13 protein-coding genes are annotated in these 13,623 nt (G+C 31.2%); 7 read left to right on the top strand and 6 right to left on the bottom strand.

Annotated elements, in window-relative coordinates; translation table 11 throughout:
• The first annotated feature begins 4 nt into the window (after positions 1–4).
• A complete protein-coding gene (locus tag B3M86_RS01305) occupies positions 5–754 on the top strand; it encodes an SDR family NAD(P)-dependent oxidoreductase (RefSeq protein ID WP_219034947.1) in 750 nt (249 codons plus the stop codon).
• 17 nt (positions 755–771) lie between these two features.
• Positions 772–948 carry a hypothetical protein gene (locus B3M86_RS01300; RefSeq protein ID WP_286496092.1) on the top strand — a complete coding sequence of 59 codons (177 nt, stop codon included), beginning with the start codon at positions 772–774 and terminating at the stop codon, positions 946–948.
• Positions 949–976: 28 nt separating this feature from the next.
• Here the strand turns inward: B3M86_RS01300 and B3M86_RS01295 are convergent, their stop codons facing one another.
• Complete coding sequence (locus tag B3M86_RS01295) at positions 977–1,435, bottom strand: GNAT family N-acetyltransferase (RefSeq protein WP_286496093.1); 459 nt, start codon at positions 1,433–1,435, stop codon at positions 977–979.
• Positions 1,436–1,484: 49 nt separating this feature from the next.
• Positions 1,485–3,851, bottom strand: coding sequence for an outer membrane beta-barrel family protein (locus B3M86_RS01290; RefSeq protein ID WP_291075655.1), 2,367 nt, complete (start codon positions 3,849–3,851; stop codon positions 1,485–1,487).
• Positions 3,852–3,973: 122 nt separating this feature from the next.
• Here B3M86_RS01290 and B3M86_RS01285 point away from each other — a divergent pair, with 122 nt between their 5' ends.
• Together B3M86_RS01285 and B3M86_RS01280 are read left to right on the top strand one after the other, a co-directional pair.
• Complete coding sequence (locus tag B3M86_RS01285; protein ID WP_125350246.1) at positions 3,974–5,296, top strand: sensor histidine kinase; 1,323 nt, start codon at positions 3,974–3,976, stop codon at positions 5,294–5,296.
• A complete protein-coding gene (locus B3M86_RS01280; protein WP_125350247.1) occupies positions 5,286–5,963 on the top strand; it encodes a response regulator transcription factor in 678 nt (225 codons plus the stop codon). The genes B3M86_RS01285 and B3M86_RS01280 overlap by 11 nt, the downstream gene beginning before the upstream one ends.
• An 89-nt stretch (positions 5,964–6,052) precedes the next feature.
• Here B3M86_RS01280 and gdhA read toward each other — a convergent pair whose 3' ends face one another.
• The gene (gene gdhA, locus B3M86_RS01275) at positions 6,053–7,402 is read right to left on the bottom strand and encodes an NADP-specific glutamate dehydrogenase (RefSeq protein WP_221854634.1); all 1,350 of its coding nucleotides are present in this window, start codon (positions 7,400–7,402) and stop codon (positions 6,053–6,055) included.
• A 199-nt stretch (positions 7,403–7,601) separates the two neighbouring features.
• Complete coding sequence (locus tag B3M86_RS01270) at positions 7,602–8,192, bottom strand: DUF937 domain-containing protein (protein ID WP_180905983.1); 591 nt, start codon at positions 8,190–8,192, stop codon at positions 7,602–7,604.
• 104 nt (positions 8,193–8,296) lie between these two features.
• Here B3M86_RS01270 and B3M86_RS01265 point away from each other — a divergent pair, with 104 nt between their 5' ends.
• A complete protein-coding gene (locus B3M86_RS01265; RefSeq protein ID WP_291075653.1) occupies positions 8,297–9,334 on the top strand; it encodes a GyrI-like domain-containing protein in 1,038 nt (345 codons plus the stop codon).
• Positions 9,335–9,420: 86 nt separating this feature from the next.
• Positions 9,421–12,246 (top strand): excinuclease ABC subunit UvrA, encoded by a 2,826-nt coding sequence (gene uvrA / locus B3M86_RS01260; protein ID WP_291075651.1) that lies wholly within the window; start codon positions 9,421–9,423, stop codon positions 12,244–12,246.
• Between the two features lie 44 nt (positions 12,247–12,290).
• Here uvrA and B3M86_RS01255 read toward each other — a convergent pair whose 3' ends face one another.
• Positions 12,291–12,425, bottom strand: a complete 135-nt coding sequence (locus B3M86_RS01255) for a hypothetical protein (protein WP_291061227.1) — start codon at positions 12,423–12,425, stop codon at positions 12,291–12,293.
• Positions 12,426–12,656 (bottom strand): hypothetical protein, encoded by a 231-nt coding sequence (locus B3M86_RS01250; RefSeq protein ID WP_291075649.1) that lies wholly within the window; start codon positions 12,654–12,656, stop codon positions 12,426–12,428.
• A 424-nt stretch (positions 12,657–13,080) separates the two neighbouring features.
• Between B3M86_RS01250 and B3M86_RS01245 the strand changes: the two genes are divergently transcribed.
• Positions 13,081–13,545: a Dps family protein gene (locus B3M86_RS01245; RefSeq protein WP_291061223.1), complete on the top strand. Its 465-nt coding sequence runs from the start codon at positions 13,081–13,083 to the stop codon at positions 13,543–13,545.
• Positions 13,546–13,623: the final 78 nt, after the last annotated feature.

Here is a 13,623-nt window from a genome sequence, read left to right as displayed (position 1 = left end):
GAAAATGAAAAGAACAGTCTTCATAACCGGAGCAACATCTGGCATAGGAATGGCGACAGCAAAGAAATTAGCACCAAATTATCGTTTAATTTTGTGTGGGCGTCGTCAAGAACGATTAGATGAAATTCAGGCAGAATTGAGTCAAATTACGGAAGTAAAAACCATTCAATTTGATGTTCGAGACAAGGAAGCTGTTTTTAATGCAGTAGAAAGTTTAGAAAATGAGTGGAAAAATATTGATGTTTTAATCAATAATGCGGGAAATGCGCACGGATTAGCACCTTTTGATACAGCTGATTTGGAGGATTTGGAAGCAATGATTGATATCAATGTAAAAGGATTAATTTACGTTTCGAAAGCAATTATTCCAATTCTTAAACAATCATCAAATGCGCATATCATCAACCTTTCTTCGATTGCGGGAAAAGAAGTTTATCCAAATGGAGGAACATATTGTGCGTCGAAAGCGGCGGTAGAATCGTTAAGCAAAGGAATGCGTTATGATTTGTTACCTTACGGAATCAAAGTTTCCAATATTGCGCCAGGAGCGGTAGAAACAGAATTTTCTTTGGTTCGTTTCAAAGGAAATCAAGAACTTTCGGATAATGTATACAAAGGTTTTGAACCATTGGCTGGAGAGGATATTGCAAATGCAATAGAGTATTTGTTGCAACAACCAGAACATGTACAAATTGCTGATGTTACAATTTTTCCAAAAGCGCAAGCTGGTGGAACTGTTTTCTTGAAAAAATAATCTATTTCGAAAAATTGATGTCGATAAATAAGGACGGAAGTAAAATTCGCTTTTTAACGGAAAATGCAAATGCGAAAGTTTTTAAAAATGTGTTGATGAGTATTAACAGCGATGATCAACAAATGTACATGATTATGGATGGTGAAATTACGGCATCCGAAATGAACAAAATGGTAAAAGAATCTAATAAATAATAAAAAAGCTGAGCATCGCTCAGCTTTTTTATTTCAATATTTTTTCATAACAAACACTTTCTTCGATGTCTTTGTATTGATCGTAATTTTCGATTCTTGTGTAATCACATCGTTCATACAACGCGATTGCTTCGGGTTGTTTCAATCCGGTTTCCAAAATACATCGTTCATAATTTAATTCGATTGCCCAATTTTCTAACTCATTCAGAACTTTAGCTGCAATTCTATTTCCTCTAAAATCAGGATTTACATACATTCTTTTCACTTCCATCGTTGTATCATAATAATGTTTTATAGCGCCACAACCAACAGGATTTTCGTTTAAATAGGCGATAGCAACGTGATTTATTTTGTCAACTTTATTGTATTGCGAAAAGAAAGAATGAAATTCGCCATTTCTTATCGCTAAATCTTTATCTAATTCTGTTACCAATTCTTGAAAATCTTTGTTAGAAGAATTTGTTCGAATGATTTTTACTGAATTCATTTTATTGCTTTTCCTCAAATTTAATAAAACTTAAGTTTTTTTTGTAACGCTAAATTCTATTTTGTTCTGCAGTTTTTTCCGCTTGTTTCGCTTCTTTTACTTTCTGGTTTCCGAAATTGTATTTCAAATTCAACATAAAATATTGTGTATCGCGATAATCTTTGAAATATTGATTTTGGTTTGCGTATTTCGTAGAAATCGTATTGCGATCAGTTTTAAAAATATCATTGAAAACCAAACCAATTTCAAAACGTTTATCCCATATTTTTTTGTTTAAAATCAAATATGTATTTTGAGAAGAACTAATATCAAACGAACCTTGAATTGCCTTCGAATTATATTGATATCCTGCCGAAATATTAAATGTTTTTGCTTTGTCTAAATCCAATTGCGTGCTCAATGAAAGGTGATAAAAAAAGACATCGTTTTTGTATTGCAGATTATCTGGACCAAAATAATAGTTTTGATTATATTCTCCCATCGCAAATAAATTCAGTTTCCACCACGATTTTAGATTAAAATTTTTCGAAAGATTAGCTCCAAAAGCTTCTCCATTTTTGATGTTAGTAAAATGATAAACCGTTTCAAAAGTTTCAGGATTTTGAATAGAAATTTCCATCGCAGGATTTTTCTCGTATCGATAATAGGCTTCGAAATTCCAATCTTTCAAGGTGTACGATAAACTCAAATTGTGAATAATCGTAGAAATCGCATTGGCATCGCCCTGAAAATAAGAAAATAGATTGTAATATGATTTTGAAGGATTCAAGAAATTATAATTAGGTCGATCAATTCTTTTTCCATAATTCAAACCAATTTGTCCAGCATTTTCAAAATTATACATGACGTATAAAGTTGGAAAAAGATTGGTGTTTGTTCGTTTATTTTGGCTAATTGGATTATCAGAAATCGTATTTATAAGAGCTATTTCAGATCTCAAACCAGCTTTTGCTTCCCATTTTTTCCATTTGTAATTTCCAGAAATATATAAGGCGAAAATCTGTTCTTTGTAATTAAAAATATTACTTTTTTCGGGTTGATATTCGATTTGATTTTGGATCGATTCAAAGAAATCCAAATCATTATCATTCTTTACAAAACTATATTTCGCTCCCGCTTCCAAGCCGAAATTTTCATTAGTGAAACTATAATCAATTTGTGTAGAAAATAGATTCAATTTTTGAAGTGCAGCACTCAAAAAACGATTTTCTTCATAAGGTTTATCTTTGAAATTCAGTTTTGTTAAAACATCTTGATTTTCTTTGTAATAACGATGACTAAAATTGTTACTCCAAGTCAAATTATTTTTCGCAATTTTTTTGTCATAAACCAAATACGTATTAAAATTATTTGAAGCTTCGCGACGATGATTTTGTGTTTTATAAAATGATTCAAGTTGATTATTTGTTGTATTGTAAATATTTGTCGGAACGTTATAATTCCCAATTGAAGCAGGATTTCTAGAACCATTTATTCCAAACTGAAAATTCTGTAAACTATCAATTGAATATTGAGAAGCAAAGTTGTAAATATGTTGTTGTTTCGCAACTGTTCGACGAATCATGTCACTTTCCCAGCGTGTCTGATCTTTTTCATAAGTTGTTACATCAAAATTCTTGCGAACATATTTTCCATTCACAAAATAATAACTTCCTGTCAATTGCCATTTTTCTGTATTGTAAGATTGGGTAGTACCCAGCATTCCTTTGCTATAAATAGATTGATGATAACGTGTCGCAATTTGTCCTTTGTAACCAGAAAGCACATTTTTCTTCATTTTAATATTTATAATCGCGCTTCCAGAAGCTTCATATTTTGCAGGCGGATTGGTAATGACTTCAACCGAAGAAACTGTTGCACCATCAGTATTTTCCAACAATTGTTTCAAATCATCTTGGGACATTAATGTTTTTTTATCATTAATTGTGACTAAAATTTGCGTATTTCCTCTCACACTTAACTGTTCATTTTTTAGAAGAACATTTGGCGTGTTTTTCACGATATCCCAAGCACTTAAATTTTGCAAAGGCGTATTTTCGACATTAAATTCTATTCGATCAATTTTTCGTTTCAACAAAGGTTTTTGACTAGAAAAAACAACGTCTTTTAAGTTAATTGTTTCATCTTTTTGAAGCGTAATAATCAAAGAGTTTTCTGAGTTAGCTTGATATGTCTTTTCAAATTCTTGGTAACCAAATTCTTTAATGTAAATTGTAAATGATTGTGCTTGATGAAGCTCAAAATTAAATTCGCCATTTTCATTCGATTCAGCTACAATTGGATCTTGTGAAGGAATTTCAACTTCAATAGAACTATTTTTGATTGGTTGATTTTGCTCATCGATAATTTTTCCAGAAATAATTTGTGCAAAAATTAAATTTGGAAGTAGCAGAAAAAATGTTATTACTATTTTCATGGTTCAGATTTTTAACAAATCTCTTTCAAGTTTCGATTTTACTTGGTTAATGAACGGTTAACGATGAGTTAATGTGTAATTTATGTGCGAAAACAATGTATTTTTGAATTGATGGAAAGCTTATGAAATTATCTAAAAAACATTATACATTTATTTTCTCTTTTGCATTGATCGTTTTGGTTGCATTGCAAGGGTATTATATCTACAATTTGTATCGATTGATTGAGAAAGATATGAATAAAGAGGCGTGTGAAATTGGAGTTAAAGTGATGAATTTTATGTCAAAATATGAAACAGATTCTAATGATGATAAGATTTTAGATTATTTCAAAAAACTGAATCATGATGAAAAAAAACAGTTTGATGAATTACAAATAATTCGAACGAAAGTAGATTATAATTATGAGATTTATACGCCAATTGTAGATTCTCTATTAGACGTTTATTCTAAGGAAAATAATTTTGAAATAGCGCTTCGTACAGATGTTTATTCGGTTTATGATGAATTGAATCATAAAGAATTATTGCCAAAGAAAAAGTATGTGATTTACGAAACGACAAATAAAATTGCGAAACCAACTAATATTAATCAAAGTGTTTGGTCATCGGATGATATTAGTAATCAAACAGATTCTGATTTAGGAATTAATAAAAATGAACGTCATAAATATAAAATTAGAGGAAAGACAGATTTTGAATTACTGAATTTGAAATTTTTAATTCTCAAGAAAATTATTCCTTTAATCATTGTGAGTTTGTTGATTGTTGGATTAATTGTCTTTTTGTATTGGAAAAGTCTTAAAAATTTATCGAAACAAGAAGAAAAAATCAATCAATTACATTTGACAATAGACTCTATTGCGCATGAATTGAATACGCCAATTACGACGATGAAATTTGCTTTGCATCAAGTTCAACATCCAGAAACGCAACAAATGATGAACAGACAAATTAATCGTTTGGAGCAAACTGTTGATTCTATTTTTGTGAAAAATGACGAAAATTCTGAATTGTTAGATGAGGTTATTTTGAATGAAATTATCCAAAAGATTCAACTTCAATATCCAGAAATTAAACTTATTAATCAAAGTATTTTCGAGAAAAATAATGTACTGAAAACAAACGATTTTAAACAAATTGCTCAGAATTTAATTGAAAATTCAGTCAAATATGGAGCTACTGAAATTGTATTAGATTTTAAATTTCAAAAAAAAATAACATTGAATTTTTCGGATAATGGAATTGGAATTCCAACCAATGATTTGCCTCTTATTTTTGATAAATATTATCGTGTGAATCGTTCTATTAACCAAAATGTAAGCGGTTTGGGTGTTGGATTATTTTTGGTCAAGAATACAATCGAACGATATTTAGGAACAATTAACGTTCAGAATAATAAAGACAAAGGTGTTCAATTTTTAATCATTTTGCCGAATGAAAACTAAATTAATTTTAGTAGAAGATGATCAAGATTTGGGAACTGTTCTCAAACAATATCTAGAATTTTCTGATTTTGAAGTGACTTGGTTTGATCATCCACAAAAACTATTGAAGGAAATAGAATCGTTGGAATCAGCTCAATTAATCATTTTTGATGTCATGTTACCCGAAATTGATGGTTTTTCTTTGGCGAAAAAATTAGCCGAAACCATTACAATTCCATATTTATTTTTGACTGCTAAGGCGCAAAGTTTTGATCGTGTTTTAGGTTTGAAATTAGGTGCAGATGATTATATCACAAAACCTTGCGATCCTGAAGAATTGGTCTTGCGAATAAAAAATATTTTGAAACGAAATCAACCTGTTTTAGAAGAATTGATCAAAATTGGAGCTTATGTTTTTCTTCCAAATCAATTGCAATTATCTTATCAAGAAGAAAAATTTCAGTTAACAGAAAAAGAAGCAGAATTGTTGAGTTTCTTGATTCAGAATAATCAAAAATTAGTGAGTCGTAAAGAGATTTTAGAAAAAATTTGGGGTGAAAACGATTATTTTATGGGTAGAAGTTTGGATGTTTTTATGACACGTTTGCGCAAATATTTTCAGAACGACGAAATGATAAAATTTGAATCTGTTCGAGGTATTGGTTTTAAAATTAATTTTCCACTCTAAAAAAATAAAGCTGAACAGAAGTCCAGCTTTAATAACAAACAATTGAATTCTAAATTCAGTAAAGGGAACCGAATTTTATAAATGGATTTTTATATTCCTTGAGCAATCATAGCATCGGCAACTTTTACGAAACCAGCTATATTAGCGCCTTTGTAATAATTTATATTTTCTTGAAATTCACCTTTTCCATATTTTTTACATTGGTGATGAATTTTTATCATAATTTCTTTTAATCGATAATCTACTTTTTCTCTGTTCCAATTTTGACGGATCGAATTTTGAGACATTTCCAATCCAGAAGTTGCAACACCACCAGCATTCGCAGCTTTTCCAGGACCGTATAAAATTTGATGATCCAAAAAATAATGAACCGCTTCGGGAGTTGTTGGCATATTAGCACCTTCGGCAACCAATTTGCAACCATTGAGATGTAAAGTTTGCGCATCTTGTAAATCCAATTCGTTTTGTGTTGCACATGGCAAAGCTATATCACAAGGAACTTTCCAAGGATTTTGGTCGGAGAAAAATTTAGCGTTTGGATAATAATCAACATACTTTGAAATTCTATCGTAATCATCATTCTTAATTTTGAAAATGACATTTAGTTTTTCTGTATCAAAACCGTCTTCATCATAAATATATCCAGAAGAATCAGAAAGTGTAACCACTTTTGCGCCTAATTCCAGAGACTTTTCAGCAGCATATTGTGCAACATTTCCAGAGCCAGAAATAGAAACTGTTTTTCCTTTTAAGGTTTCTTTTTTTTCGGCTAACATACATTCTACAAAATATAATAAGCCGTAACCAGTAGCTTCAGGACGAATCAAAGAACCGCCATATTCTAATCCTTTTCCAGTTAAAACACCTGTAAATTCGTTTCGCATTCGTTTGTATTGACCAAATAAATAACCAATTTCTCGTCCTCCAACGCCAATATCACCAGCAGGAACATCGACATCTGCACCAATATGACGAGATAATTCGCTCATAAAAGATTGGCAGAAGCGCATAATTTCCATGTCCGATTTTCCTTTTGGATCAAAATCAGAACCACCTTTTCCGCCACCCATAGGTAAAGTTGTCAAGCTGTTTTTGAAAACTTGTTCAAAAGCTAAGAATTTAAGAATAGAAAGATTAACAGATGGATGAAAGCGCAAACCACCTTTATAAGGACCAATCGCAGAATTCATTTGTACACGATAACCTTTGTTGATTTGGATTTCGCCTTTATCATCAACCCAAGTTACTCTAAATTGAATAATACGTTCTGGTTCTGCAATTCTTTCAAGAATTTTGAACTTTTTGTATTTAGGGTTTTCTTCTACAAATGGTAAAATGGTTTCGGAAACTTCTTCAACTGCTTGTAAAAATTCTTTTTCGTTAGGGTTTTTTGATTTAATTCTTTGAATGAATTTTTCTGAGTAAAATAAAGTATCCATGCTATTTGTGTTTTATTGTTGATAAAATTATATTAAATAACAAATAAAATAATATATTTTTTAAATCAAACTTTTAATATTTATGAATTTGATAATTTCGAATACTTAGAATATATAGGTTGATAATTTTTGAAACAAAAAAAGCAGGAAAATTTCCTGCTTAATAAATTTTGTATTTTTATTCAGTTTAAGACAAGACTTATTTTTTGAAAAATCCACCCAATAAACTCATGGCATCTCCAATTCCTAATTGTCCATCACCATCCTGATCTAACAATTTTTCGAAACCTCCTAAATTTACTCCGCTTTGGTTTGTTTGAGTTGTAGAACCACCAACTAAACCGCCTAATAAACCAGCAATCCCATTTGAATCTAATCCAGCAGATTGTTTTTGTTTACCCAAGTAGCCCATTACAATTGGCGCAACTAACGCTAAAATTTGAGTAACTTGTGCTGTATTCAATCCAGATTGTTGAGAAATTGCAGATTCTACATTTTGTTGTTTATTTCCTAAAACGTGACCTAAAATTCCTAATCCATCTTGTTGGTTTCCTCCTTGACCTAAAAATCCAGAAAGATTATCCAAAATACTCCCGTCATGTTGATTCAAAGCATTCGAAATTCCTTCAGCACCTCCGCCTTGTGCATTTTTATTTAAAGCAGACAATAAAAAAGGTACAGCTGCTGCAACAGCAGTTTGAGCTTGAGATTCATTAATCCCTAATTGTTTTGCAGCAGAACCAACAATTTGTTGTCCCATTGCTCCTTGAATTAAATTAGTAAAGTCCATAAGTTTATATTATTTACTCAAATATACTATTTTTAAAAGATTAATTCAGATTAATATTAAGAGTCCTACAAAGTATTTCTATTTTTGTACAATCAATTTTGTAAATGAAACAAATAAATCTTTTTTTAGTAATCATTATTGCGGTTTTGGCTTTATTACCAATCGTTTTACCGAATCGTTTCGACGAAGAAATGCAATATGAATTTGATGCACCTGTTGGTTTGGTGTACGACGAATTTTATAATCTTCGTCAATTCTCGAAATGGCAACAATTTACAGCTTCGGATTCTTTGACAATCAAGAAATTTTCGAATACAAAAGAAGAGGACGAAAATTATATGATATGGGATTCAGAAGATGCTTCAATTGCTTCAGGAAAAGTAACGATTGAAAATTTTTCGATTAATCGTTTCGTTAATTATACGATAAAATATGATGGTTGGGAAAAATTAGATAGTTTGAATGTCAAATTTGAACAACAAGAAAATGGGAAAACAACTGCAAAATTGAATTATTTAAGTCAAGAAATTCCTTATTTCTACCGCTATTTTGCTTTTTTCAAAAATCCTGAATCTAAATTTGAAAAATCTTTGGATAACCTAAATCAAAAAGTGAAAGTTAGATTAGATAAGGATCAAAAAGAAGGACGATTGAATTATGGTGAATATCGAATTGTAGAATTAGGTCGAACAAATTTATTAGCGATTCGTAAACAATCAAGTTTAGCGGAAAAAGATATAATGGATAAAGTAGATGGTGCTTTTGAGGTGATTTATAAATCGTTAATGAATAAAGATGAAGGTGGTTTTGATTTCGATTTAGGTTTTCCATATGTCTACTTTACTGATTTTGATAAAGAAAAAGATAAGACAACATTTTTTGCTGGAATACAATTAATAGAAGATTTGCCTTTGCAAAAAGAGATGAAAAAAGTGGTTGTTCATGGTGGAGATTATTTGTTGACATTGCATTTAGGACCTCGTTCTAAGCGTGCGCAAACAATCGAGAAAATGAAGAATTATGCAAAATCTAAAAAATTACAACTGGATACAAAACAATTAGAAATTATGTTAAACGATCCGAAGGAAACAGATAGTTTAAAACTAATTTCTCGAATTTATATTCCAATTAAAAAACAATAAATACTTAAGAATTAACAATTTTTAAAGTACACTTAGCCACAGTAATGTGGCTTTTTTTGTATTTTTGCAACTTCTTACAAACGAACATGGAAAAAGATTTTATTGAAGTTTACGGTGCACGTGAACATAATCTAAAAAATATTGATGTAAAGATTCCTCGAAACGAGCTTGTGGTAATCACGGGTTTAAGTGGAAGTGGGAAATCTTCGTTGGCTTTTGATACGATTTATGCAGAAGGACAACGTCGTTATATCGAAACTTTTTCGGCTTATGCACGTCAATTTTTGGGAGGTTTAGAACGTCCAGATGTTGATAAAATTGATGGTTTGTCGCCTGTTATTGCAATTGAGCAAAAAACGACCAATAAAAATCCGCGTTCCACTGTTGGTACAATTACAGAAATTTATGATTTTCTTCGTTTGTTGTATGCGCGTGCTTCTACGGCTTTTTCAGTCGAAACAAACGAACAAATGGTTGCTTACACAGAAGAGCAAATTATTGAGTTGATTCGAACACAATACAGCGAGAAGAAAATTGCGATTTTAGCGCCAATTGTACGTTCAAGAAAAGGTCATTATCGAGAAGTTTTTGTAACATATTCTAAAAAAGGTTTTCTTGAAATGCGCATTGATGGCAAGTTGCAAGATATTACGCCTGGAATGATGTTAGATCGTTACAAAACGCATGATATCGAATTGATGGTGGACAAAATGTTGTTGAATGATAAGGTGAATGATCAACGTTTGCGTTCAAGTATCGATCATGCAATGCAACAAGGTAATGGGATTACGATGATTTTGGATTACGAAACCAATGAAACCAAATTCTTTTCTCGTTCGTTAATGTGTCCGTCGACAGGAATGTCATATGCGTTGCCAGAACCGAATACATTTTCGTTCAATTCGCCAAAAGGAGCTTGTCCAACTTGTACAGGTCTAGGTGAGTTGAAAGTGGTAAATCACGAAAAATTATTTCAAGATCAAGATAAATCGTTGTTTGATAATTTGGAAGAATTATTTGAGACGTTAAAATCATCTTCTCGAATAGAAAAACAATTGGAAGCGATTTTTGTCAAACATAATGAAGACCAGAAAGTTGCTTTCAAAAAACTTCCTCAAGCATTGATTGATGATGTAATGAATGGTTTGAAAGAAACATTGAATCTTGATCTTAAATTTGCATCAGTTAAAAAAACATATAAAATCGATTTTGAAGGATTGAATGAATTTCTTTCTGAAATAATGGAAGATAAAAATAATCCGTCTTCAAGTTCGATTAGCAAAAAGTTTGGAAAGAAAGTTATTTGTCCAACTTGCGAAGGGAAACGTCTTAAAAAAGAATCACTTTTCTTTCGTATCGATGATAAAAATATTGGTGAAGTTGCGGAAATGGATCTTCAATCGTTGCAAAAATGGATTGAAAATGCACCAGTTTCGATGACGTCGAATCAACAACAAATTGCGCACGAGATTCTGAAAGAAATTTATACGCGTTTATCTTTTTTATTAGATGTCGGATTAGATTATTTAAGTCTTAATCGCTCTTCTAGAACACTTTCTGGAGGCGAGGCGCAACGAATTCGTTTGGCAACGCAAATTGGTTCTCAATTGGTGAATGTGTTGTATATTTTAGATGAGCCAAGTATTGGTTTGCATCAACGCGATAATGTCAGATTGATAGATTCGTTAAAGAAATTACGCGATATCGGAAATTCAGTTTTGGTTGTAGAACATGATAAAGACATGATTTTGGAATCAGATTATGTGGTTGATGTTGGACCAAAAGCAGGAAAAAATGGTGGTCAAATTGTTTGGGAAGGTGAACCAGAACAAATGTTAAAATCAAATACATTAACATCAAAATACTTAAACAATCAGTTACAAATCGAAGTTCCAAAAGAACGAAGAAAAGGTAATGGGAATGAATTAAAACTTTTTGGAGCATCTGGAAATAATTTAAAAAATGTCAATCTTACCATTCCTTTAGGAGAATTGGTTGTAGTTTCAGGAGTTTCAGGTTCTGGAAAATCAACGTTGATTAATGAAACATTGTACAGAATTCTGAATCAACATTTCTTTAGAGCAGAAAAAGATCCAATGCCTTACAAAAAAATTGAAGGTTTAGAGCATTTGGATAAAGTAATCGAAGTGGATCAATCCCCAATTGGTCGTACGCCTCGTTCTAATCCTGCGACTTATACAGGAATTTTCTCTGATATTCGTACGTTGTTTACAAATTTACCTGAAGCCAAAATTAGAGGTTACAAACCTGGACGTTTTTCGTTTAATGTAAAAGGTGGACGTTGCGAAACTTGTCAAGGAGCTGGTTTACGTGTGATTGAAATGAATTTTTTACCTGATATTCATGTCGAATGCGAAACATGTAATGGTAAACGTTTTAATCGTGAGACGTTGGAGGTTCGTTACAAAGGAAAATCGATTTCGGATGTGTTAGAAATGACGGTTAATGAAGCGGTAGAATTCTTTGAAGCGATTCCGAAAATATATCGTTATGTCAAAATGTTGCAAGATGTAGGTTTGGGGTACATCACGCTTGGTCAGCAGTCGACAACATTGAGTGGAGGAGAGGCGCAACGTGTGAAATTAGCAACAGAATTGGCAAAAAAACAGACAGGAAAAACAATTTATATTTTAGATGAACCGACAACAGGTTTGCATTTTGAAGATGTAAATGTGTTGATGAAAGTGATTAATAAAATTGTGGAATTTGGAAATACGGTTATCATCATCGAGCATAACTTAGATGTGATAAAGTTGGCTGATTATGTGATTGATATTGGTCCTGATGGTGGAGGTAAAGGAGGTAAAATTGTCGCCGAAGGAACACCAGAAGAAATTGCTAAAAATTCTAAAAGTGTGACAGGAAAATTTTTAAAAGACGAATTGAAATAAATAAAAAAAATCCATCTAAAAACTTTAGATGGATTTTTTATGACTTATAATCCGATTGAAACGCCCATAAAAGGTTGTAATCCTGAAGAAAATATACTTTCGTTTTCTTTGTATAAAACATTGTACATCACACCAGCTTGAAATCTTACAGGCCCGCTCGATTGATATCCAGCTCCCAACTATAAAGCAGATTCGTCCATGTTAGCTTCATAAATACTGTTGTAATATGGCGTACGATCGTTGTACTTTTGTTTTCCTGTGTAGTATATATAATTGGCTCTCAAGAAAATATTTTCGATTGGAAAAAAGTTAATGTAAGGACCAACATTAAACAAATTTTGCTTTAAATAGTCATCTTTCGCATACTGATAACCTGCTGTCGCACCCAATTCTAAATTGTTTGCAACCATCTATCCAACACTTGGAGAAATATTAAACCCTAAAATAGCTATTATTCCCAAAAGATAGTCACAAACCACCTCCAAAACGCCAATTATTATTAAGCGTTTAATTTTGATTAATTTGAGAAAAAGCAGTATTGCTTAGGGTTAAAGAAATGATAAATAAAAGTAACTTTTTCATAGAAATTTAATTAATTTTTAACTTTTAAAAATGGCTCTAATTGAAAAAACCACTATAAATTTGTCTCATCAAAAATAGTAATTCTGTTTTTAAGTAAACATCATTATTTATTTTAAGTTAATTCGCGTCGTTCATAGTTTTTAATTATAAAAGAATAGAAATAAGATTTAATAAATCTATAATTCATTCGTTTTCTGGTTCTATATTTGCATTAGTAAAGTTAATCAAATAGACAATATAAAATTTAATCATATGAAATTATTATCGTCAGAAAAAAAACAAAAAATCGCTGATATTTTAATTAAATTATTAGCTGATGAACATATTTTATACTTAAAAACAAGAAATGCACATTGGAATGTTGAAGGTCCTGATTTTCAGACAATACATGTGTATTTTGAATCGTTATATAACGAGTTACAAATTGTTATAGATGATGTTGCAGAAAAAATTCGTCAAAAAGATGTTTATGCACCAGCAACTATGGCAGAGTATTTGCAGTTAGCTCACTTATCAGAAACAAGAAAAACTAAAAACAAAGATAGTTTAAGTTTTATTGCTGATTTACTACACGATCACGAAGTTATTATTGACTTTTTGGCGCAGGCTGTAGTAGAAATTGATGAGTTTCATGATATCTCAACTTCGGATTTCTTAGTTGGTTTATTAGAACAACATCAAAAAACTGCTTGGATGCTTAGATCGCATCTAAAATAAAGTTGAACATTATTTTACTTCATAAGTTTTTAGTGTTAATTCATATTAGTGTTAATTAGGTTGAGCCTTGGATTTATC

It is taken from the genome of Empedobacter sp. UBA6305, assembly GCF_002440405.1.
GTDB classification, from domain to species: Bacteria; Bacteroidota; Bacteroidia; order Flavobacteriales; family Weeksellaceae; genus Empedobacter; species Empedobacter falsenii_B.
The sequence above is the reverse complement of the archived record's forward strand: the minus strand, read 5'-3'. Positions and strand labels throughout refer to the sequence as shown.